This window comes from Stenotrophomonas sp. STEN147 (assembly GCF_056757995.1).
On record NZ_JBRRCG010000006.1, the window covers coordinates 15,238 to 37,165 of the forward strand.

The window sequence follows — 21,928 nt, forward strand, 5'->3', positions numbered from 1 at the left end:
ACTATTGTCGCTCTCAGCCAGCCCCCCACGCGTTTCCGGACGGTGGGCTGATGGGTGCGGTCATTGCCCTCGACCGTCTCCTGGACGGTCGCCAGCTATGGCGCGGTCCGGCGCGGCACGGCCCGGCCAGCGACCATCTGGCCAGTGGCCACCCCGCCCTGGATGCACGCCTGCCCGGGGGGGGATGGCCGGCCAGCGGGCTGTGCGAGGTGCTGCAGGGCGCGCCGGGTGTAGGCGAACTGGCGCTGGTCTGGCCGGCATTGGCAAAGCTGAGCCGCCGCGAGCGGCCGATCGTGCTGGTCGCGCCGCCTTACCGGCCGCATGCGCCGGCCTGGGCCGCGGCCGGGCTGGATCTGGCGCAGCTGCAGATCATCCAGGCCGGGCCGAAGCAGGCGCTGTGGGCCACCGAACAATGCCTGCGCTCGGCGGCCTGCGCGGCAGTGCTGTGCTGGCCACAGCAGGCCGACGACCGCGCCCTGCGCCGCCTGCAGGTAGCCGCCGACAGTGGCCAGTGCCTGGGCTTCGTGTTCCGCGAGGCGCGTGCGGCCCGCAACCCGTCCCCGGCCAGCCTGCGCCTGCAGCTCGACCACGGCCAGGTCCGGGTCCTGAAGTGCCGTGGCGGATTGCCGCCGGCACAGCCGCTGCCACTGGCCATCGCCCACTGAGGCGGCCGCATGGACTGGGCCTGCCTGTTGTTGCCGCAGCTGGCGCTGGATTGCGTGCTGCGCCTGCAAGCGGATCCGCAGCGGCCACTGGTGCTGCTGCAGGGGCCGGCGCAGCGTCGCGTGCTGCGCGCCGTCAGCCCTGCTGCGCGTGCAGCCGGCCTGCGTCCGGGCATGCTGCTGTCGGCCGCACAGGTACTGGTGCAGGACCTGCAGCTGCATGACTACGATCCGGCCACCGAGCTGCACACCCGCCAGTTGCTGGCCAGCTGGCTGTACGGCTTCAGTTCGCAGGTCAGCCTCGACTTTCCGCATGCACTGGTCCTGGAGATCGGTGCCAGCCGTGCCCTGTTCGGCGATTGGCTGGCGATCGAACGGCGCCTGCGTGATGGCCTGCATGAACTTGGATTCCGTCACCGCCTGGTCGCGGCGCCCAATCCCCATGCCGCACGGGTGCTGGCCAACGTGCATGATGGCCTCGGTATCGATGCAGGACAGTTGCCAGCCCTGTTGGCGCAGCTGCCCTTGCCGCGCAGCGGATTGCCGGCCGATGCGGTGACCGTGCTTGGCCGCTCCGGGCTGCGTACGCTGGGGGCAGTGTTCGACCTGCCGCGCGACAGCCTGGCGCGCCGCTTCGCGCCGGACGTGCTGCAGCAGCTGGACGCGCTGCGTGGCCTGCCCACCGCCCCCCTGCGCTACTACCAGCCACCAGACCGTTTCGACGCACGCATCGAATTCGAGTACGAGATCGAATCCAGCCAGGCCCTGCTGTTTCCGCTGCGGCGCCTGCTGCTGGATCTGGCGGCCTTCCTGTGCTCGCGCGATGGCGGCGTGCAGCGTTTCGACCTGCATTTCGAACACGACCTGCTGCCCGCCAGCGTGCTGACCATCGGCCTGCTCGCACCCGAGCGCGATGCCGCGCTGCTGTTCGAGATCGCCCGTAACCGAATGGAGGCCTTCCCGCTACCGGCGGGCAGCCGGGCCCTGCGCCTGCAGGCCGAACAGCTGCCGCCCTTCGTGCCCGCTGCACGCGATCTGTTCGACACCCGCCCGGCACAGGCGATGCCCTGGACCCAGCTGCGCGAGCGCCTGCGTGCACGGCTCGGCGATGATGCCGTGCAGCCCCTTGCCGTGCAGGCCGACCATCGCCCCGAACGCGCCAGTGGCACCCAGGCACCCGCCAGGCCACCGGCGTACTGGCCGCTGCGCCCCGGCTGGTTGCTGGACACACCGCAGGTGCTGCGTGACCCGCGGCTGCGCGTCGTCACCGGGCCGGAGCGGATCGAATCAGGCTGGTGGGACCAGGCCGATGCGCGCCGCGACTACTACGTGGTGGAAACCGCACACGGCCAGCGCGGCTGGGCGTTCCGTGAGCGCAATGATCCCCATGCACCGTGGATGCTGCACGGCTGGTTCGGCTGAACCACCATGCATGATGAACTGCCCGGCTATGCCGAACTGCACTGTCTGTCGGCCTTCAGCTTCCAGCGCGGTGCCTCCACCGCCGAGGAACTGTTCGCACGTGCCCGCGGCCAGGGCTACCGCGCGCTGGCGATCACTGACGAGTGTTCGCTGGCTGGCATCGTGCGCGCCTGGCAGGCAGCGAAGACACAGGGCGTGGCGCTCATCGTCGGTGCCGAGTTCCAGGTCGAAGAGGGACCGAAGCTGGCGCTGCTGTGCACCGACCAGGCTGCCTACGCCGGGTTGTGCCAGTTGATCACCACCTGCCGGCGGCGGGCCGGCAAGGGCGAGTACCGCTGCCTGCGCGATGACCTGCCCGGCCTGCCCGACGGCCTGTTGTGCCTGTGGCTGGACCGGCAGCCCGCCGCCACCGATCTGCCATTGCTGCGCGCAGCCTTCAAGGATCGCCTGTGGCTGGCGGTGGAACTGCACCATGAGCACGACGACGCGCACCGCCTGCAGCAGCTGCAGGCGTTCGGCGAACGCCACGGCCTGCCGCTGGTCGCCAGCGGCGATGTGCACATGCATGTGCGCCGCCGCCGCGCACTGCAGGACACGCTGACCGCGATCCGTCACCGCTGCAGCGTGGCCGAAGCCGGCTGGCGCCTGTTCCCCAATGGTGAACGCCACCTGCGCCCACGCACCGCGCTGGCCCGGTTGTACCCGCCTGCACTGCTGGCCGAGACCGTGCGCATCGCCGAGCGCTGCCACTTCACCCTGGATCAGTTGAAGTACACCTACCCGCGTGAACTGGTGCCGGAAGGTCATGACCCGGACAGCTGGTTGCGCGAGCTGGTGGAAGAAAAGATTCCCTGGCGCTGGCCGGAGGGCATCCAGGAACCACAGCGCAGGCAGATCGAGCATGAGCTGGCATTGATCAGGGAGAAGAACTATGCCTCCTACTTCCTCACCGTGCACGACATCGTGCGCTTCGCCCGCAGCCAGGACATCCTCTGCCAGGGCCGCGGCTCGGCCGCCAATTCAACGGTGTGCTTCGTACTGGGCGTGACCGAGATCGACCCCGCGCGCAGCAATCTGCTGTTCGAGCGCTTCATCTCCGCCGAGCGGAATGAACCACCGGATATCGATATCGATTTCGAGCATGAGCGGCGCGAGGAAGTCCTGCAGTACGTGTTCAAGCGCTATGGCCGCGAACGCGCCGCGTTGACGGCGGTGGCGATCAGCTATCGCGGCCGCAGTGCGATCCGTGATGTCGCCCGTGCGCTGGGACTGCCGATGGACCAGGTCAATGAACTGGGCGCAGCGATGGACCATTGGGGTGGCAACATTCCGCTGCCGGAAACCCTGCGCGAGCGCGGCTTCGACCCGGAGACGCCGCTGATGCGGCGACTGCTGTCATTGACCGCCGAGCTGATCGACTTCCCGCGCCACCTGTCGCAGCATCCGGGCGGTTTCGTGATTTCCGAACACCCGCTGTCGACCCTGGTGCCGGTGGAGAACGCAGCGATGGCCGACCGCACCGTCATCCAGTGGGACAAGGACGATCTGGATGCCACGGGCCTGATGAAGGTCGACTGCCTGGCGCTGGGCATGCTCACCGCCATCCGCAAATGCCTGGCGATGCTGAAGCAGCATGGCCTGCACGAAGGACGCATGGATGCGATCCCGCCCAAGGATGCGAAGACGTTCGACATGATCTGCGCCGCCGACACCATCGGCGTGTTCCAGATCGAATCGCGCGCGCAGATGGCGATGCTGCCGCGCATGCAGCCGCGCACGTTCTATGACCTGGTGATCGAAGTCGCGATCGTGCGGCCCGGTCCGATCCAGGGCGACATGGTGCATCCCTATCTGGAGCGGCGGCGGATCCTGCGCGAACACGGCCCTGATGCACTGAACGATCCACACAATCCGCTCTACCCACCGCGGCTGGAACGCGTGTTCGCACGTACGCTGGGCGTGCCATTGTTCCAGGAACAGGTGATGCAGCTGGCGGTGGATGCGGCCGGTTACACCCCGGGCCAGGCCGATGCCCTGCGCCGTTCGATGGCGGCCTGGAAGCGCCGCGGCGGGCTGGAACCGCATCGCGAGAAGCTGTTGGCCGGCATGCTGGAGAACGGCTTCAGTCGCGAATACGGCGAGCAGCTGTTCGAGCAGATCAAGGGCTTCGGCGATTACGGCTTCCCGGAAAGCCACGCCGCCAGCTTCGCCCTGCTGACCTATAACAGCTGCTGGCTGAAGTGCCATCATCCGGCCGCGTTCACCGCCAGCCTGATCAACAGCCAGCCACTGGGGTTCTACAGCCCCGACCAGCTGCTGCAGGATGCGCGCCGGCACGGCATCATCGTGCTGCCGGTGGACGTGCGCCACAGCGACTGGGACTGCACGCTGGATTTCAGCAGGGGTCCCGCGGCGATCCGGCTGGGCCTGCGCCTGGTCGATGGCTGCAACGAACAGGTGGCACAGGCCATCATGCGCGAACGTGCGCGACGGCCGTTCGACGATGTCGGCGATCTGTGCCAGCGCACCGTCCTGGACCGGCGCCATCAGGGCCTGCTGGCCGATGCCGGCGCGCTGCGCGGCCTCAGCGGGCATCGTCATCGTGCGCGCTGGGATGTCTCCGGCGTGGAAAACCGCCTGCCGCTGTTCGATCAGGCCCGCACCACCGCTGAAGCACGCGTGCCATTGCCGTTGCCCAGTGCGTGGGAAGACATGCAGGCCGACTACCGCAGCATCGGCACTACCCTGGGTCGCCATCCCATGTCATTCCTGCGCACGCAGCTGCGCAGCCGCGGCTGCCTCGACGCCGCACAACTGGCCGGCCACGGCCATGGCCGCCGCGTACGCATCGCCGGGCTGGTACGCATGCGCCAGCGTCCCCAGACCGCCAGCGGCGTCACTTTCCTTACCCTGGAAGATGAAACCGGCATGGTCAATGCCGTGGTCTGGCGGCACCTGGCCGACCGGCAGCACCGTGTACTGGTCGATACCCAGTTGATGCAGATCGACGGCCGCCTGGAGCGTGTCGATGGCGTGCAGCATGTGATCGTGCAACGCATGCACTGCCTGGATGAACTGCTGCAGGGCCTGCGCAGCCGAAGCCGCGACTTCCACTGAGGACACACCGCCTCACACAGCGAACTGGTCATGAGCGGCCCGCTTCCGTTATCGTCGGCACATCCAAGGAAGGACGATCCGATGCCCCGCGTACTCACGCTGACCACGCTGCTGGTCTCCACCCTCGCCCTGCTCGTTTCCGGCTGGACTGCCTGGAGCCTGCATCGCAGCCAATCGCCGCAGCGGGTGATCGAAGCCCGGGGCCTGGTCATCCACGATGGCGCCGGTCAGGCGCGGGTGATCCTGGGCGCCCCGGTGCCCGACCCACGCAGTCATGGCCAGGTGCAGGGAACACGTGCCAGCGCCCTGTCCGGCCTGGTTCTGCTGGGTCCGGACGGCTCCGAACGCGGCGGCTACGGCACGACCGACCACGGTGGCGAAGCCCTGCTGACGCTTGACGATGCAGCCGGCACCACCGAAGTGTTCAAGGTGGTCGCCAACCCCGACCGCGGCGCCAGCCTGATGGTCAAACACCAGAACAACACCGGCGCGATGCTGACCTCCTGGCAGGGCAAGCCGGAGTTGATGTTCGTGGATGACAGCGGGCAGTCCTACTACGTGCGCCCCGGCGTCAGTGCCGCGCCCTGAAGGACGCGGGTTCATCATTCCAGCACGGCCGCCAGGTCATCGGCCAGCTGTCGCTGCTGCGGTGTTCCCAGCGCCGCACAGGTGATGCGCAGGCCATGGCCAGGGGCGGAAACCGCGAACACTTCGCCGGCGCGCACATGCCAGCCGCGGGCGGCCAGCGCCAGTACCTGCGGGCGGCTGTCATCCGGCAGCGGCAACCACAGGTTCAATCCCTCCATCGGCACGGCCTGCTGCACGCCCCGCGCCTGCAGCAGCATCTGCAGCGACTGCAACCGCTGCTGGTAACGCACGCCGGCCGAAGCGATCTTCGCCCGCTGCGGGGCTGATTCCAGCACCGAGACCGCCGCGTCCTGCAGCAGGTGACTGACCCAGCCGGTTCCCGCTGCCAGCCGCAGGCGCAGCCGTACCGCGGTTTCCTCATCGCACGCCAGCCATGCCAGGCGCAGATCCGGGCCCAACGGCTTGGACAGCGAGCGCAGCAGTGCCCAGCGCCGGCCATCGACGGGCAGCACCGAGTGGTAGGCCTGCTGCGAGAGCAACGCGTAATGATCGTCGATCAGCACCGCCACCTGCGGGTAGCCGGCCAGCAGCTGGCGCAGTGCCCGCGCCCGCTTCGCATCCAGGCTGGCGCCGGTAGGATTGTGTGCGCGCGGCGTCAGCAATACCGCGCGTGCGCCAGCCTCCAGCGCCCGCCGCAGCGACGCCACCTGCATCCCATGCGTGTCCATCGCCACGGGCAGCGGCGTGTGGCCAGCGGCATTGAGCACGTTGAGGCTGCCAAGGAAGCAGGGATCCTCCACAGCGATGCGGTCGCCGGGCAGCAGCCAGGCAGCCAGCAGGCGTTCGATGCCATCGACCGCACCGTGGCTCAGCTCCAGGGCATAGCCCTGCGGACAATCGGCATCCAGCGACGCACGTGCCAGCCGCTGCATGCGCGGGTCAACCGTACCCACGCCATACAGCCGAGGTGGCGCCGGTGCCAGGCGCAGGCTCGGCAACAGCCGTGGGTCCGGATTGCCACCTGCCAGATCGTGCAGCGCCAGCCCCGGCGGACTGCCTTCGCGCGCGACGGGGGCCGGCACGCCACGCACCGTGGTACCGCGCCGCCCCCCCGTACTGGCCAGGCCCGCCGCGTCCAGCCGCTTGTACGCGGCCGCCACCGTGTTGCGGTTGACGCCCAGCCGCTCGGCCAGTTCGCGTACCGGCGGCAGCACGCTGCCGGCGGTCAGCCGCCCGTCGCCGATGCCCTCGCGGATGCTGTCGAAGATCGATTCGGCACTGTGCCCGGTGATTTTCATTTTGTCCTATGCCAAAATAAATCTTGTCCTGTGCCAGTGTATCCCACCCTGGCCACCCTGCATTGGAGGTGCACGCATGCCCCTTGCCGCCGCCGACTGGCCTGTCGCCCAGTCCGTCGAACAGATCGCCACCAACCTGCTCACGGTGCGCCAGCGCATCGCGCGTGCCTGTGCCCGCGCGGGCCGCGACCCGCAGAGCGTGCGCCTGCTGCCGGTCAGCAAGACCGTGGATGAGGCGCGCATCCGCATGGCCGTAGCTGCCGGCTGCCATGAGCTGGGTGAGAACAAGGTGCAGGAGGCACAGCGCAAGGCCGAGTCGATGGCCGACCTTGGCGTGCACTGGTCGGTGATCGGCCACCTGCAGACCAACAAGGCCCGCCATGTGGCGCGCTTCGCCAGTGAATTCCAGGCGCTGGACAGCTTGCGCGTAGCCGAAGCGCTGCAGCAGCGCCTGCTGCTGGAGGACCGCACTCTGGACGTGTTCGTGCAGGTCAACACCTCCGCCGAACCCAGCAAGTACGGCCTGGAGCCCGGCGCCGTCGACGCTTTCGTGCAGCAGCTGCCCATGTTCGACCGCCTGCGCGTACGCGGATTGATGACCCTGGCCATCTTCACTCCGGAGGTGGAACGCGTACGCGCCTGCTTCGTCCGCCTGCGCACGCTGCGCGACCAGCTGCAGCGCAGCGCGCCGACCGGCATCGACCTGTCGCAGCTGTCGATGGGCATGTCCGGCGACTTCGAGGTCGCCATCGAGGAGGGCGCCACCGTGGTCCGCGTCGGCCAGGCCATCTTCGGGGCACGCCCGACACCGGACAGCGCCTACTGGCCCACCCGTGGAGGGGCCGCATGAAGCACGCGGTCGTCCTGCAACACGTTGCTTTCGAAGACCTCGGCACGCTGCAGCCGCTGCTGTTGGCCCAGGGCTGGCAGCTGAAGGTTCTGCAGGCCGGCATCGATGCGCTTGACGCGGCCGAAGCGGCTGATCTGCTGGTCGTACTGGGGGGGCCGGTCAGCATCAACGATGGCCTGCTCTACCCTTTCCTGGCTGACAGCATCGCGCTGCTGCAACGGCGCCTGCACCTGCAGCGGCCAACCCTCGGCATCTGCCTGGGTGCGCAGCTGATGGCACGTGCGCTGGGGGCGGAGGTGGCGCCCAGCGGAGGCAAGGAAATCGGATTCGCGCCACTGCTGCTGACCGACGAGGGCCAGCGTTCTCCCCTGCTGGCATTGCAGGGCATTCCTGTGCTGCATTGGCATGGCGAAGCCTTCGAACTCCCGGACGGTGCGCACCGTCTTGCCAGTACACCCGCCTGCCGCCACCAGGCCTTTTCCATCGGGAAGCATGCTCTGGCCCTGCAGTGCCACCCGGAACTGGACGCGCGGCAGTTCGAACGCTGGCTGATCGGCCACACGCTCGAGCTGGCCCAGGCGGGCATCGACCCGAACGATCTTCGCGCCCAGGCACGTCGCTATGGCGCCCCGCTGGCCGCAGCCGCGACTGCGATGTTCAACCACTGGCTGCAGGAACTACAGGAGAACGCTCGATGAACTACCGCCTGCTGGTCCACCGTCACGGCGCCTACTGGGGTCATTTCGACTGCCAAGGGGCCGACGCGCTGCAACGCATGGAGACCATCGCCGCGCACCTGCCCGACGCAGCGGGATTCCAGCTGCAACGCCAGAAGGGCATTGGCGAAGAACGCATCCTGTCCAGCAGCGCCGAAGGCCTGCGCGTGCTCGCTGCACAGATCCAGTACCGCGACCTCTGACGCAGAGCGCGCTGCCGGCCCGCTCGCCTTCGATGCACCGGCACCATGGATGCAAATGATTCTCTTTTACTGTAAGGTGCAGGCGCTGCCCTTGCCGCCGCGGGCTGTTCCCTTTCCCAGTTGTAGCCCGCCCCGTGTCCACGCCTGTCGAACCGACGGATGTCGCGCATCTGTGCGCCGCCCATTACCGGCCGCTGCACGCCCACGTCCGCCGCAAACTCCCGCAACGCAGCGATGCCGATGACGTCGTCCAGGAGACCTGGCTGCGTGTCGTCAAGGTCGCCGCCAGTGGCCTGCTCAGCAATGGCCGCGCCTACCTGTACCGCGTCGCCCACAACCTGATCGCCGACCATTACCGGCAACGCCAGCGCCGCCGGGAAGACCCGCTGGACGAAGCATCTCTGACCACCCTCGCCGATCCGGCGCCCCTGCCGGAACAACGCCTGCTCGATCTCGAGCAACTGCGTCACCTGGACGCGATCATCGCCGCCCTGCCGCCGCGCTCGCGGCAGGTGTTCCTGCTGGCCCGGGTCGAACAGATGGCCTTGGCCGAAATCGGTCGCCAGCTCGGCATCAGCCGGCAGACCGTGCATGGACACCTGCTGCGCGCGCTGGTCGCGCTGCAACAGGTGCCCGGCCCATGAGCCAGGACACGATCGCACGCGAAGCCGCACGCTGGTGGCTCGACGGCCATGACGGTACGCGCGACGAGCGCGCGTTCGCCCACTGGTATCAGGCAGACCCGCGCCATGCAGCACAGTACCTGCACCTGCAGCAGCTGTGGCAGGCCGGTGCCGGCCTGCCCAGCCTGCAACGCCAGCAGCAGCGTCACCGCCGGCACGCCCTGCGCGAGGCGGGCATCGGCGCCGTGCTGCTGTGCGTGCTGGGCCTGTCACTCCGCCAGGACGCACCGCCGACAGAACTGGTGCTGCGCACCACCGTCGGCGAGATCCGCGAGACACCCTTGCAGGACGGTTCGCGCGTCGTGCTGTCTCCGGGCAGCGAGGTGCGCGTCCGCATCGACGGGCAGCGCCGGCAGTTGCAGCTCAAGAACGGACAGGCCTGGTTCCAGGTTGCCGCCGATGCCGGCCGGCCGTTCCAGGTGCGCACGCCGCATGGCAGGGTCACCGCGCTGGGCACCGCATTCGATGTCGCCGTGCAGAACGGCAGCAGCGTGGTGACCGTCACCGAACACCAGGTGCGGGTGGACAGCGGCAGCGGCAGCGGAGAGGCAAGCCAGGGCGAACAACTGCGCTTCGATGGCCAGACACCGGGCACCCCGTCGGCCGCACCGGCAGGCGTGCTCGCCTGGCGCGAGCGGCGCCTGCACTGGGTATCGGCCCCATTGGAGGATGTCGCCCGGGGGCTGGACCGCTGGGACGGGGGGCACACCTGGATCATGGGCGCGCACCTGCGCCAGCAGCGGGTCACCGTGCTGGGCAATGCCGCCGGCGCCACCGGCACCCGCGACCAGCTCGCCCGGCAATTGCAGGTCCGCGTGCTGCGCATCGGTCCCGGACTGCAGCTGTGGCTGTCATCAACGCACGGCACCGGCCATGCACCCTGACATCGTCCCTGCCCGTGCGTCTTCCCAGGCTGACGACGCTCTGCGTCACTCCCTGGAGACCTCGATGCTGTCCCACCGCCCCCTTGTCCTGGCCTTGTCGCTGGCCTGCGCCAGCCCGGTTCCGTTCCTGTCCGGCCACGCCCAGGCACAGACCGCAACCCGCCACTACGACCTGCCTGCACAACCGCTGGCCGGCGCACTGGATGCCTACAGCCGGCTCACCGGCATCGATCTGGTGATCGGTGGCGCGCTGCCCCAGCGCCAGATGGCGCCCGCCCTGCGCGGCAACTTCGACGACAGGCAGGCGCTGTCACAATTGTTGGCCGGCACCGGCCTGCGGCCCCGCTTCATCGACGCACGGCGTGCCACCCTCGAGCCGGCGCCTGCCGAGTCCAGCGATGGCAGCCGCCGCACCGGTCCGTTGCGCGTGCAGGGCACTCCTGCACAGGGCCATGCGCCCGGCACCGGCGCCAGCCAGTACGTCCCCGCCACCCGCGATGGCTTCGCGCCAGCCGTTGGCAGCGAACGCGTGGCGATGGCCGAACGCCAGGAAGGCAACAGCCTGCTGCGCTCGATGCCCGGCACGCACAGCTTCCACTCGCGCAGCCAGCCCGGCCTCCAGGTCAACATCCGTGGCATGACCGGCGCCGGCCGCGTCAACACGATGATCGACGGTGTCACCCAGACCTTCCGCAACAACGCCGGGCACGGCTCCGGGGGCCCGTTCGCCTATGTCGATCCATTCCTGCTGGCCGGGGTGGATGTGCAGCGCGGTGCCGTCGCTGGCGGCGATGGCGCTGGCACCCTGGCCGGTACCGCCAACTTCCGCACGCTGGATATCGATGACCTGCTGGGTGAGAGCCGCGACTGGGGCCTGCGCGCCGGCTACCGGCACGGCGACAACGGCTATGGCAGTGGCCGTACCTTCGCCGGCGCCTGGCGCCACAGCGAGGAAGGCGGTGACCGTCAGTTCGGCCTGCTTGCGGCGGCCAGCAGCAGCCGCAGCAGCGAGTACGCGACCGCCAACGGGCAGAAGAACAGCGCCGACCCGGGCAGCCAGCACCCCAGAAGCTGGCTGCTCAAGGCCCGCCTGCAACCCAGTGAGCTGCACCGGCTGGACCTGAGCCACATGCGCTACGAGAACGACTTCTATCACAACTACCCGTGGCAGATTTCGGCACGCAACCAGCGCGCCAGCTATCACTACACGCCCTATACACCGTGGATCGATCTGCGCGCCAGCTTCGCCGCCAACAAGACGCGGCTGTTCTATCCGCCGGTGGAAGTGTCCAGCTACATCGGCCGGCGTACCCACAGCAGCCTGAGCAGCTGGAACATCGACAACACCAGCCGCTTCGAGATCGGCTCGCTGCAGGCACGCTGGAACACAGGGCTCAAGCACCAGTCGGACATTTTCGTTGCTGATACGCCCACCCTGCGCGGCGCCAACCCGCAGGGGCGCAGCCAGCTGGACAGCGTGTTCAGTACGCTCGAACTGCAGTACGGCATCTACGCACTGACCACCGGGCTGCGCCAGGATCGCTACGGCATCCGCGGGCATATCCCGACCTGTTCGGATGTTCCGGGCCAGTGCACCCGGATCAACGGCGGGGGCATCGACATCCACCGCCGCCAACATGCACTCAGTCCCAGCCTCTCGGTTTCGTTGCAGGCAACCGACTGGCTGCAGCTGTACGCCGAGGCCTCGCGGACATCGCGGCCGCCACGCGTGCAGGAGATGTTCTTCGAGAAGATTCCGCTGGAAGGCATGAGCGATGCCGATGGCGTAGGCGCCAATCCATTCCTGCGCCGCGAACGCTCGCGCAACCTGCAGTTCGGCGCCAACCTCAGCATCGACTCGCTGCTGCGCGACGGCGACCTGGCCCAGTTGCGGGTGACCCGCTTCGACAACCGCATCCGCGACTACATCAAGCCGCAGTACCTGCTGATCGTGCATCCACCGGAAATCGAGCCCGTCGTGGTACCGATCGACAGCGACCCGCAGCTTTCGGCCTGGACCGATGCGCTGGATGTGGACGACTTCAGCGTCACCACCCGCTGGATGAACGACCCGGGCGTGGTGCGCATGCGTGGCATCGAGCTGGAGGCCCACTACGCCAGCGAGCACTATCACGCGACGCTGAGCTGGACACGATCACACACCAGCGCGCCCACCATCGAGTTCGTCAACCTGGAAGACATCACCGCGCTTCCCGACCGCTACTGGACGCTGGACGTCGGCGGTCGCTGGTGGCAGCAACGCGTGCAGGCCGGCGTGCGTGCCGAATACTCCGGCCCCACCGAGGAAGGCTACGACTTCTTCCAGACCCGCAAGACCCGCGGCACGGGTGTGCTGCTGGACTTCTACGCCAGCTTCAAGCCACAGGCCAGCACGACCGTGTGGCTGAACATCGAAAACCTGCAGAACAAGGCCTATGACAACAATGCCTCGATCGACAGCATCTTCAGCCCGATCCTGGACCGCGGCAACGGCCGCGGCCGCACCATCTCGATGGGCGTCAACGTGGCGTTCTAGCCGACGCTGGTTGCCGCTGTGCCTGCTTGCCGTGCTGGTGACCGGACAGGCCCAGTCGATGCCCGGCACAGTGATCGACCTGGCCAGCGGCCGGCCGTTGCAGGAAGCGGCGTTCGTGCAGCGCGTCGCCGCCGCCCAGCACCTGCTGCTGGGGGAACGCCATGACGTCGCCGCCGACCATGCCGCCGAACGCTGGCTGTTGCAGGTCCTGCACCAGCAGCGACCACAGGGTGCGCTGGTCCTGGAGATGATCGGCAGTGAACGCCAGCCCCGCCTGCAGCGCGTGCAGCGCTGGCTGGACAAGGGCAACCGTGCCGACGGGCAACACCTGCAGGAACTGCTGGGCTGGGACCCCCGCTGGCCGTGGTCGGCCTATGGCGGACTGGTGCAGGATGCCGCCGCTGCAGGCATCGCCCTGCACGGTGGCAACCTCTCGCGTGCGGAGGTCGACGCGCTGCTCGCTTCGTCGGCACCGGCGCGCTTCCCGGTGCCTGGCGCACGCCACCGCCTGTCGAACGTAGTGCTGGCCCAGCACGCCGACGCCGCACCGCTGCTGGAAGGCATGCTGGCCGTTCAGCAGGCCCGCGATTCGCGTATGGCGCAGGTACTGGCGGCCGCACAGACACCCGCGCTGCTGGTTGCCGGCCGCTGGCATGTGCTGCGCGGCACCGGCGTACCGGGCTATCTGCCCGCATCCGCGCCTGCGCTGGTGGTCGCTCTGGCATCGGCGGAAGAAGCCATCGACGCCAGCGACGCCGACCTGCTGTGGGTGATCGCAGATGAGTGAACGCAGGCAACACTGGCAGGCAATGGCGATCACCGTCGGGATCCACCTGCTGCCGCTGCTGCTGCTCGTGCACTGGGTGGCAGTCCCGCCTACGCTGCCGCCGCCAGAGCAGGATGTGCGCATCAGCCTGCGCCTGCTTGCGCCGGCTGCACCGCCACAGCCTGTGGAGGAACGCCAGGCCGAACAGCCCAGCCAAGCGCAACAGGCGCGCGCCGCGCAGCCACGGAAATCGCCGCCGCCACCCGCGCCGACCCACGCGCATGAAGGCGAACTGGCCGCCAGCGAGATCGCCGGCGCCGGCCGGCAACCCACGCGGGTCGCCCCACCTGCGGCCGCGGCCGATGCCCGTCCCGCACCGGCATCGATCACGGCCGCGCCGCCTGCTCCAGACGCCCCACCCGCGGACGTCCAGGCCGGCGCTGCCAGCGACCAGTGGGAAGCGCGGCTGATGGCACGACTGGAGCGATACCGCTACTACCCCTCCAGCGCCAGATCGCGGCGCCAGCAGGGCACCAGCTGGGTCCGCGCCAGCATCGACCGCGACGGACGCCTTCTGGCGCTAAGGCTGGAGCAGTCCAGCGGCCAGTCCCTGCTCGATGACGCGGCGCTGCAGACCTTCCGCCGCGCACAGCCGCTGCCACGCATTCCCGACGAAATGAAGGCACCGCAGGAACTGGTGGTGCCCGTGGAGTACTACCTGCGCTAGGCGCTGTACGCTTACGCTTCGATCTCCAACAGCATGACGCAGCAGCGGAATCGGCGTGCCCGTGCACGGGTTCGCCGCCCGGCAGTCCTCCGCACCGCGTTGCGTGCGGAGGACCAGGGAACGGCTCAGGCCTTCAGCACTTCCACCTTGTACGAAACGGTCTCGCCGTCGTGCTCGATGATCAGTCCATGCACGTCCGACTCGAAGCCCGGGAAGCGCGCATTCTGCTCGCGTGCGATGCGCAGCGACTCGATGATGGGCTCATCGCTGGCACCGAAGCGCTCGCCCGGCATGATGGTAGGAATGCCGGGCGGGTACGGTACCAGCATGGTCGCCGCGATGCGGCCACTGAGCTGTTCGATGTCCACCCGTTCGATTTCCCCCTTCACCAGATGGTTGTAGGCATCGGCCGGGGTCATCACCGGCGTCGGCAGGTCCACGTACATCTCGCGCATCACCCGGGCCACTGCGAACTCCTGGTTGAAGGCGTGCAGCGCATCGCAGAGGTCGCGCAGTCCCCAGCCGGCGTAGGCAACGGGATAGTCCGCCGCCAGCGTGGGCAGCGCCTGGCTCAGGGGGGCGTTGCGGTCATACAGCTCCTTGAACGCCATCAGCTCGGTGACCAGCGTGCTCCACTTGCCCTTGGTGATCCCCATCGAGAACAGGAACAGCACCGAGTAGAGGTTGGTCTTCTCCACAGTGATGCCACGGCCCCACAGGAACTTGCTCAGCACCGCCGCTGGAATGCCCAGCCGGCCCATTCCGCCATCCATCGACAGGCCGGGGGTCAGCAGGGTCACCTTGATCGGATCGATCAGTACATAGTCGTCCACCAGATTCTCGAAACCATGCCAGTGCCCATCCGGCTGCAGGTACCACTCCTCCCGCTTGGCCACCATCGGCGCCGGCGTGTCGCCCTTGTCAAGGCTGCGCTCGACCTTGGTCGGCTGCCACACGCTGAACCACCAATCATCACGGCCGAGATCGTCGCGCACATGCAGCATGGCGCGCCGGAATGCGATCGCCTCGTCGTGCATCTCCTGCACCAGCGAGCGACCGGCCTCGCCCTCCATCATCTTCGACGCGACATCACAGGCAGCGATCACGCCGTAGTGCGGGCTGGTGGAGGTGTGCATCATGAATGATTCGTTGAAACGCTCGGCATCCAGATTGCGCTGTGCCGAGTTGCGCACATGGATCATCGAGGCCTGCGAGAACGCGGCAAGCAGCTTATGGGTGGAGTGCGTGGTGAAGATGATCGCATCCTGCTCGCGCGGCTTGCCCTTGGCCATGCCGTAGTGGTTCTCGTAGAAGGGATGGAATGCGGCGTAGGCATACCAGGCTTCATCGAAGTGCAGAAAGTCCACCGCACTGCCGATCTCGTCGGCGATCTTCTCGGCGTTGTAGCACAGGCCATCGTAGGTGGAGTTGGTGACCACGGCGATACGCGGCTTGGAGCCCGCCGTGTATGCCTTGCTCGCCAGCGGGTTCGCGGCGATGCGCTGCTGCAGCGATTCCGGAGTGAACTGGTCCAGGCTGATCGGGCCGATGATGCCGTGCGCGTTGCGGCTGGGCGTGAAGTACACGGGTACCGCGCCCGTCATGATCAGCGCATGCAGGAGCGACTTGTGGCAGTTGCGGTCGACGAACACCACATCGCCCCGCGCCACCGTGCCGTGCCAGACGATCTTGTTGGCCGTGGAGGTGCCATTGGTCACGAAGAACGTATGGTCGGCGCCGAAGTTGCGGGCCGCTTCGTTCTCGGCGTCCTTGATCGGCCCGGTGTGGTCCAGCAGCGATCCCAGCTCCGGCACCGAGATCGACAGATCGCTGCGCAGCGTGTTCTCGCCATAGAACTGGTGGAATGCACGGCCAACCGGCGATTTGGTGAAGGCCACGCCACCGGCATGGCCGGGCGTATGCCAGGAGTAGTTCGACTCGGCGGCATGATGGATCAGTGCCTTGAAGAACGGCGGCAACAGGTGCTGCATGTAGTCTTCAGCGGCCCGCATCACCTGCCGGGAGATGAAGTTCTTGGTGTCCTCGAACAGGAAGATGAAGCCGTGGATGTACTTGAGCAGCTTGCTCGGTACCTTCTCGATGGTACGGCGCTCGCCATACAGGAAGACCGGCAGGTTCGCGCGGCGCGCACTCTGCTCGCGCAGGAACGCGGTCAGGCGCTGGAACTCGCCATCAACCTCTTCGCTGCCATCGATCGATATCAGCACGGCCGACGCCGCGACATAGGTGCGCGCTCCTGCACGGGCATCATCCAGGTTCAACCCGCACAGCACGCGCTGGTCGTTGCTGCGCAGCTCTTCCACCAGCGCGCGGATCAGGATGCCGCCGATGCGCGGTGAGTCGTAATCACCGTCGATGACTATGATCGGATAGTCCAATGACTTGAAATACACGTTGTTTCTCCTTGTCCGAATCAGGAATGCTGCGCGCCGGCAGAAATCGCCGCCGCCTCGCGGGCACGCTGCCGCTGCTGGCGGCGCTCCTCGCTGAAGAAGGGATAGAACACGGTGATGAACAGGACGAACAGGAAGGCGTACTGCACGATCGTTCCCGACGAGCCATAGATCGCCCACAGGCAGTACACGACGGTGAGGCTGGTCAAGGTCCAGAACGCGCCGGTATGCACCAGGGTGTGCGAGCGTTCGACCACGAAGTAGCAGGCCACGCAGGAATAGATGTAGGGCAGCAGGGTCAGCACCACCGCGGCCGAGGTGATCACATCGAATTGCGCGGATGCCGTTTCCGAGGTGGAGGTGACCAGCACGGCCAGCGTCATCAGCACCGCCACGATCAGCACACCCTTGACCGGCACGTCATCCTTGTTGGTTTTGCTGAAGATGCTCGGAAACAGGCCATCGTCCGATGCGGCCTTCGCACTCTGTGCGGTCAGCAGGATCCAGCCACCGAGCGAGCCGGCCGCACCGATGAACGCGCACAGGCTGACCAGCGCACCGCCCCACCCCCCCACGGCCTTGGCCGCCGCCAAGGCGAACGGCGCGTCCGAAGTCTGCAGTTCACCGTTGGGGACCATGCCCATGATCACCGACGAACTGGCGATGTAAGCGATGGCCGCAAGGAACACGCCGGCCAGCGTAGCGCGCGCGACATTCTTCTCCGGGTTCTCGACCACGCCGGCGGTCACCGATGCCGACTCCACGCCGATGAACGCCCACAGCGTCAGTGCGGCTGCACTGGAGATCGCACCGAAGTTGGATTCACCGGAGACGTTGTAGGCCCCTTTGAAGATGTCGGCATCGAAGAAGAACCAGCCGAAGATGGCGATGCCCAGGATCGGCACCAGCGCGAAGCTGGTGGTGACGGTCTGCACGCGGCTGACGAAGGCCGGACCGATCACGTTGGCGAAACTCAGCGCCCACACCAGCACCAGGACCGCGATGCAGCGCACCAGCGGCTCGGACAGGATCGGGAAGAAGTAGCTGAAGTAACCCACCGCCGCGATCGGGATGGCGACATTGCCGATCCAGTTGGCGAACCAGTAGATGGTATTGGTCTGGAAGCCCATGTAGGGGCCGAACCAGTCGCGCGCATAGGCATAGGGGCCGCCGGCCTTCGGGGCCAGCTTGCCCAGTTTGGCGAACACGAACGCCAGCAGCAGCGCACCCGCCGTGGTGATCAGCCAGCCCCAGATCGAGGCGGTACCGATCTTGGCCAGGCTGGAAGGCAACAGGAACACGCCTGAGCCCATCATGTTGCCCGCGACGAGGAAGGTGGCTCCCACCACCCCGATCTTCTTTGCTTCTGCCATGACAATCTCCTGTACCGGCATCAGCCCGGTTGCGCCGGGCGTGGGGGTTGGCTGCGCTGGCGTGCTGCCGCTGGCGCCTACTTGATGAAGTTGTACTGCAGGCTGCCCTGCACTCTTACCGTGTCGCCGCGTGCACCGTCCTGCTGCTGCAGGCGACCGTAGAGCAGCTCCATGCCCATCGTCCAAGAGGGTGCGGGGCTCCAGATCAGGTTGAATACGCCATAACGGCTTTGCCGGAATGCGTCACTGGCAAGAGCGGCGTTCCGCTCCAGCGTGAGCTGCCCGAAAATCAGATTCGAGCGCCACAGATCGGACCAGTAATGGGTGTAACCGACGAAGCCGCCGTGCAGATCCAGTGCCTCCAGGCGACCGTCCGCATCCACCACAGCATCCAGGCCGGAGCCGGTCAGATCAGCGGTGTAGCGGCTCAGGCCGCGGCCGCCCAGCACACCGAACAGCAGCAGGTCGCGCGTGCCCACGGAAGCAGAACCGCTGAGCTGCAGGCCGCCGGCGATGCGCCGGTCGCGCTGGTCCTGGCCGTCATAGGCGAGACTGCGAGCCACCGCACCCAGCTGCAGGTGGCCCCAATCGCGCTCCATGCGCGCGGTTACCGTGACGTCCGGCAGCCGGTTCACCGCCGCCAGCGTCTCGCTGGCCCCGGCCAGTTCCGTCTCCGGGTCTTCGGCAGCGATCGTCAGCGTGCTTCCCTTGCCCAGCGCGAAACTGTGGTGGATGCCGGCCACCAACAGGTAGCCAGCACCTCCCGGGCCTGCGAAATCCAGCGTATCGGGCAGGCTGTCGGCATCCATGAAGCTGGAGTAGCCATAACCGGCATAGGTATTGCCAAGCTGCCCATAGGCGTGGCGCAGGCGGAACTGGTATCCGTCGCTGCTGCCGAAGAAATCATTCTCCAGATAGAAGCGCAGGTTGCCGTGCGTGGTCGGTCGGCGCGCCTCGAAGCTGAACCGCGTCTGCTTGGCGTGGATGTTGAAGTTGGAAACGTCGCGATGGCTGTCCCCTATCGGCATCGATGAAGGGATGAACTGGTCCTCGTCCCCCGCCCGGCGCGAGTCGGCGATGGCATCGAGCTTGGCATAGCCGCCGATGCGGATGACCGTGTCGGTTCCGGGGATGGCGAAGAAGCCTTTCAGATCCGCGTCGGTGGGGCTGGCAGCGTTATCTGGACGCGAGGCGGCCGTCGACGGGTCCGCCACTGATTCGCGCGCCGGCAGCACCGGTTGCGCCACGCCGGGCACGCGGGTGGGCTGCAGTGTGGCGGCCGTCGTCGCCGGAGCTGGCGACACGGGCGTAGCCGTAGCAGCAGGCGCGACGCCCGCATCATGCCGCTCGAGCTGGTCCAGGCGTTGCTGCATGCCTTCCAGGGCCTGTCGCATCGCCGCAATCTCACGGCGCAGCGCCTGCGCGTCGTCGTCGGCAACCGCCTGCGCCTGCAGCGGCGCAGCGGCCAGCGCGGCCAGGCAGGCAAGACTCAGTACTGCCATGCGCATTGCATCCCCCGTGCACGAACACTCGCCACGCGATGCCGGACCGCACGCGTGCGCCATCCTGGCTTCGCTCCGCCGTTGCTGGAAATACGGATACTGCGTTTAAGACAGATGGCCGCCGGCAGGTTCGCACCGCCGATGAGGCAGCGACCGGAGCGGTCTGGGTAGCAAGCGCAGAGTGAGAGTGTCGTGAATTGCCATGCAGGCGTGCTCTGCATAGAGCCCTGCGTGCGCAGCCGTGCAGAGGCGATATCGCTGTATTTCATGCGTCACAGGCTAATGCGCATGTCGTTTTTGGCCTTGATTGGAATCAAGGCACGATGCTTGATCTCAGTCACGATTCAGACGTGACGGCGAACAAGCACTGCGCAGCCGTTCACGCTGTCATGGCCATGCAAACGTAGCAGGCCCGCACGTTTCCGTACGGGCCTGTCGATGACACCCTGCATGCAGGATCGCTTTTCAGCGTGGACCCAGCACCGTCTGCAGATCGGCACCCTGTGGAAGACCGGAGCGACGCTGCACCTGGCCCTGCGCGTCCTGGAACAGGATGCCCGGCGTACCCTGGAAGCCCAGCTCGATCATCAGGACCTGGTTGGCATCCAGCTTCCCGGCGATCTCGCGGCTGATGTTCGGCAGCGGTTTGATGCCACCGCGGTCGAACTGGCGCTCATTCTCCAGCAGTGCCGCGCTGGGGTCGCGTGCGGCCAGAATCGCGGCCGCCTTGGCCGGGCTGTCCTCGCGGATCACACCGACCATCACATGACGCAGCTGCACCTTCCCGGCATCTACCCATGGGCGTGCCGCCTCCCAGAACGTGTGGCAGTACGGGCAGTTGGCATCACTGAACGTGTAGACCACGCGCGGTGCATCGGCCTTGCCATCCCGCACCCACGCACTGGCGTCCAGCTTGCTCCACATCTTGGCCGACATCGGCGCGGCCACCAGCTTTTCCACTGCATCAGCGGCGACATCGTTACCCTCGGCATCGAACAGACTGCCTACCACCACGTGCTTGCCGTCCGCGGTCACGTAAGCGGCGGCAGGCTGCTGGCCACCGACCACGCCGGCAAAGCCGCGCAGCCCACTCGGTGCGTCGAACTCGGCGACGACCTCGAAACCATGCTTCTCGATGCCCTTCAGGACCTCCGGGCGATCCCCCTTGGCAGCGGAGGCCGGCGCACCGGCTGCCGGCGCAGCTCCTGCCTTGCCCGGTGGCGTCTGCGCCTGGCTGCAGGCGGCCAAGGCCAGCAGGGCCGGCAGCAACAGCACCGCAGGAACGGTGCGCAGGGAAATCAACGACATGGGAACTCCATAGTGGGATGCCAGCGCAGGCTACCGCAGCCGGCGCAGTTTGTGTTCAAGCCCTGCCATGGTCAGTTCACCCAGATGCAGCTCCTGCAGGCGTCCGTCAGCATCGAAGAACAGGGTGGAAGGATACGCCTGCACCCCGAGCGCCGCAGATGCGGCAGCATCGCCATCCAGCAGCACGTTGCGCAGCTGCAGGCGCTCGCCGGCAATGAAACCCTGGACCTCGTCCAGACTTTCTCCCTGATTGAGAAACACGAACCGCACATCGTCATGTGCGTCCTGCGCGGCTGCCAGCACGGGCATTTCACGTCGGCACGGACCACACCACGTCGCCCAGAGATTCACGACAACCGGTCTGCCACGGAACTGCTGCAGATCGATGACACGGCCCTGCAGGTCCATCACCTCCAGCCTGGGCAGCGGCATATGCCGCGCCTGCCACCCGGACACGCCGTGAGTGGCCGCGCCCCACAGCAGCGTACCTGCCAGCGCTGCTGCCAGTACCGGCCGGCGCAGCGCAGGATGTCCACGCAGCCGCCACAATCCCCACGCCAACGCAGCCATCAGCACGACGACCAGGTGGTATCCACCATCGGTGATCTGCAGAACGCTCCATGGCGAGTCGCGATACAGCGCCGCATTGACGGCGACGAAGCTGATGCGGCCACACAGCAGCCCCACCAGCAGCATATCCAGCACCATGCCGGCCGCCGAAGGCTGCGGCCCCTGCGCACGGCGACCGGGCCAGAGCCGGGCGATCGTCATCGCAATCAGTAGACAGATCAGAATCAGAACGACCGGCATCGGCACCGGCCCAACGCTGGACATCACTCCACCCACTCGACGATCGACTGACCGCATGGTCGAAGCGTC

At 67.3% G+C, this 21,928-nt stretch carries 18 protein-coding genes; 12 read left to right on the plus strand and 6 right to left on the minus strand.

What is annotated here, in order from left to right; all coding sequences use genetic code 11:
* Window positions 1-50 precede the first annotated feature (50 nt).
* The 4 genes from imuA to ACVOKU_RS08215 all read left to right on the plus strand — a co-directional run bounded on the left by imuA (window position 51) and on the right by ACVOKU_RS08215 (window position 5,789).
* Entirely contained in the window at window positions 51-665 is a 615-nt protein-coding gene (gene imuA, locus ACVOKU_RS08200; protein WP_053517646.1) for a translesion DNA synthesis-associated protein ImuA, read from the plus strand.
* A gap of 9 nt (window positions 666-674) precedes the next feature.
* Window positions 675-2,084 (plus strand): Y-family DNA polymerase, encoded by a 1,410-nt coding sequence (locus tag ACVOKU_RS08205; protein ID WP_481559599.1) that lies wholly within the window; start codon window positions 675-677, stop codon window positions 2,082-2,084.
* 6 nt (window positions 2,085-2,090) lie between these two features.
* Window positions 2,091-5,201 (plus strand): error-prone DNA polymerase, encoded by a 3,111-nt coding sequence (locus tag ACVOKU_RS08210; protein WP_481559600.1) that lies wholly within the window; start codon window positions 2,091-2,093, stop codon window positions 5,199-5,201.
* 81 nt (window positions 5,202-5,282) lie between these two features.
* Window positions 5,283-5,789 carry a hypothetical protein gene (locus tag ACVOKU_RS08215; RefSeq protein WP_481559601.1) on the plus strand — a complete coding sequence of 169 codons (507 nt, stop codon included), beginning with the start codon at window positions 5,283-5,285 and terminating at the stop codon, window positions 5,787-5,789.
* A 14-nt stretch (window positions 5,790-5,803) separates the two neighbouring features.
* Here the strand turns inward: ACVOKU_RS08215 and ptsJ are convergent, their stop codons facing one another.
* Window positions 5,804-7,087 (minus strand): MocR-like B6 salvage transcription factor PtsJ, encoded by a 1,284-nt coding sequence (ptsJ, locus tag ACVOKU_RS08220; RefSeq protein ID WP_481559602.1) that lies wholly within the window; start codon window positions 7,085-7,087, stop codon window positions 5,804-5,806.
* A 76-nt stretch (window positions 7,088-7,163) separates the two neighbouring features.
* Here ptsJ and ACVOKU_RS08225 point away from each other — a divergent pair, with 76 nt between their 5' ends.
* The 8 genes from ACVOKU_RS08225 (at window position 7,164) to ACVOKU_RS08260 (ending at window position 14,452) form a co-directional block, all read left to right on the plus strand.
* Window positions 7,164-7,937: a YggS family pyridoxal phosphate-dependent enzyme gene (locus ACVOKU_RS08225; protein WP_481559603.1), complete on the plus strand. Its 774-nt coding sequence runs from the start codon at window positions 7,164-7,166 to the stop codon at window positions 7,935-7,937.
* Window positions 7,934-8,635 carry a glutamine amidotransferase gene (locus tag ACVOKU_RS08230; protein WP_481559604.1) on the plus strand — a complete coding sequence of 234 codons (702 nt, stop codon included), beginning with the start codon at window positions 7,934-7,936 and terminating at the stop codon, window positions 8,633-8,635. The genes ACVOKU_RS08225 and ACVOKU_RS08230 overlap by 4 nt, the downstream gene beginning before the upstream one ends.
* Entirely contained in the window at window positions 8,632-8,856 is a 225-nt protein-coding gene (locus ACVOKU_RS08235; RefSeq protein ID WP_481559605.1) for a hypothetical protein, read from the plus strand. The genes ACVOKU_RS08230 and ACVOKU_RS08235 overlap by 4 nt, the downstream gene beginning before the upstream one ends.
* Window positions 8,857-8,990: 134 nt before the next feature.
* Window positions 8,991-9,500, plus strand: a complete 510-nt coding sequence (locus ACVOKU_RS08240) for an RNA polymerase sigma factor (protein ID WP_053517659.1) — start codon at window positions 8,991-8,993, stop codon at window positions 9,498-9,500.
* The gene (locus ACVOKU_RS08245; RefSeq protein ID WP_481559606.1) at window positions 9,497-10,423 is read left to right on the plus strand and encodes a FecR family protein; all 927 of its coding nucleotides are present in this window, start codon (window positions 9,497-9,499) and stop codon (window positions 10,421-10,423) included. The genes ACVOKU_RS08240 and ACVOKU_RS08245 overlap by 4 nt, the downstream gene beginning before the upstream one ends.
* Before the next feature lie 64 nt (window positions 10,424-10,487).
* Window positions 10,488-12,959, plus strand: a complete 2,472-nt coding sequence (locus tag ACVOKU_RS08250; protein ID WP_481559607.1) for a TonB-dependent receptor — start codon at window positions 10,488-10,490, stop codon at window positions 12,957-12,959.
* Between the two features lie 10 nt (window positions 12,960-12,969).
* A complete protein-coding gene (locus tag ACVOKU_RS08255) occupies window positions 12,970-13,746 on the plus strand; it encodes a ChaN family lipoprotein (RefSeq protein WP_481559608.1) in 777 nt (258 codons plus the stop codon).
* Window positions 13,739-14,452: an energy transducer TonB family protein gene (locus ACVOKU_RS08260; protein WP_481559609.1), complete on the plus strand. Its 714-nt coding sequence runs from the start codon at window positions 13,739-13,741 to the stop codon at window positions 14,450-14,452. The genes ACVOKU_RS08255 and ACVOKU_RS08260 overlap by 8 nt, the downstream gene beginning before the upstream one ends.
* Window positions 14,453-14,577: 125 nt before the next feature.
* Here the strand turns inward: ACVOKU_RS08260 and ACVOKU_RS08265 are convergent, their stop codons facing one another.
* From ACVOKU_RS08265 to ACVOKU_RS08285, 5 genes are all read right to left on the minus strand, one after another.
* Window positions 14,578-16,866, minus strand: a complete 2,289-nt coding sequence (locus tag ACVOKU_RS08265) for an Orn/Lys/Arg family decarboxylase (protein ID WP_111185977.1) — start codon at window positions 16,864-16,866, stop codon at window positions 14,578-14,580.
* A gap of 20 nt (window positions 16,867-16,886) precedes the next feature.
* Window positions 16,887-18,239 (minus strand): arginine/agmatine antiporter, encoded by a 1,353-nt coding sequence (adiC, locus tag ACVOKU_RS08270; protein ID WP_053517667.1) that lies wholly within the window; start codon window positions 18,237-18,239, stop codon window positions 16,887-16,889.
* Window positions 18,240-18,316: 77 nt separating this feature from the next.
* The gene (locus ACVOKU_RS08275; RefSeq protein WP_481559610.1) at window positions 18,317-19,747 is read right to left on the minus strand and encodes a DcaP family trimeric outer membrane transporter; all 1,431 of its coding nucleotides are present in this window, start codon (window positions 19,745-19,747) and stop codon (window positions 18,317-18,319) included.
* Between the two features lie 459 nt (window positions 19,748-20,206).
* Window positions 20,207-21,049 carry a thiol:disulfide interchange protein DsbG gene (dsbG, locus tag ACVOKU_RS08280; RefSeq protein ID WP_481559611.1) on the minus strand — a complete coding sequence of 281 codons (843 nt, stop codon included), beginning with the start codon at window positions 21,047-21,049 and terminating at the stop codon, window positions 20,207-20,209.
* A 30-nt stretch (window positions 21,050-21,079) separates the two neighbouring features.
* Window positions 21,080-21,883 carry a TlpA family protein disulfide reductase gene (locus ACVOKU_RS08285; RefSeq protein WP_481559612.1) on the minus strand — a complete coding sequence of 268 codons (804 nt, stop codon included), beginning with the start codon at window positions 21,881-21,883 and terminating at the stop codon, window positions 21,080-21,082.
* Window positions 21,884-21,928: the final 45 nt, after the last annotated feature.